The following is a 645-nucleotide window of genomic DNA, read 5'->3' as shown; positions in this document are numbered from 1 at the left end:
AAATCTGATCATTAAAAATCATAGAATTAACAATCGAGAACGTAAAACTGAGTACCTGAGCAACTTTTTAGGGGGAAGTCACGAGAAGATGGTGACTTCCCTTTCTCGTTGGATTGCTTTTGGTTATGCTTGCGCAAAATTAAATCATGTCAACTCGATGATCGCATGCCTAACCAAAACTTTAACGCGCAACTCGCAGAAGCAATTTCTGCTTTAAACACGCCTAACTTCACCCCAAAATTGATGAGCGTGATTCACTCAATTTTCGATTTTGATTGCGCGATCATTCTTGGTTACCGAGAAGGCAAACATCCGATCTATCTTTATGACTCGATTGAAAATGAACGTGAGTTGCTATTTCAACGTTACCTGACCAACTCATTTCAAAACGATCCGTTTTTCCAAAACCTCAACCAGCACAAGCAACAAGGCATCTTCACCCTAAAAGATGTGGCGAAAAAAGGCATCGAGTATCAAACGTATCGAAAGCAGTTTTACGATCAAACAGGTTGGAAAGATGAACTCAGCATGCTGGTAGAAATCGAATCCGGTCGTTGGGTAATTCTCTATTTTGGCTGCTTGCGTGAAGGTAAACGCTTCTCTGCCGCGCAAATCAACAACTTGCGCTCGCATTTTTCTGTTCTT

The 645-nt window shown here is 41.2% G+C and carries 1 pseudogene; it reads left to right on the top strand.

The annotated features are described in order from the left end of the window. Positions 1-165: 165 nt before the first annotated feature. Positions 166-645: pseudogene (locus R7O13_RS28025) on the top strand (LuxR family transcriptional regulator); the annotation flags it as partial.

The organism is Vibrio sp. Y176 (assembly GCF_033438945.1).
Note: the sequence above shows the minus strand (reverse complement) of the source record. Positions and strands in the feature narration are given on the sequence as shown.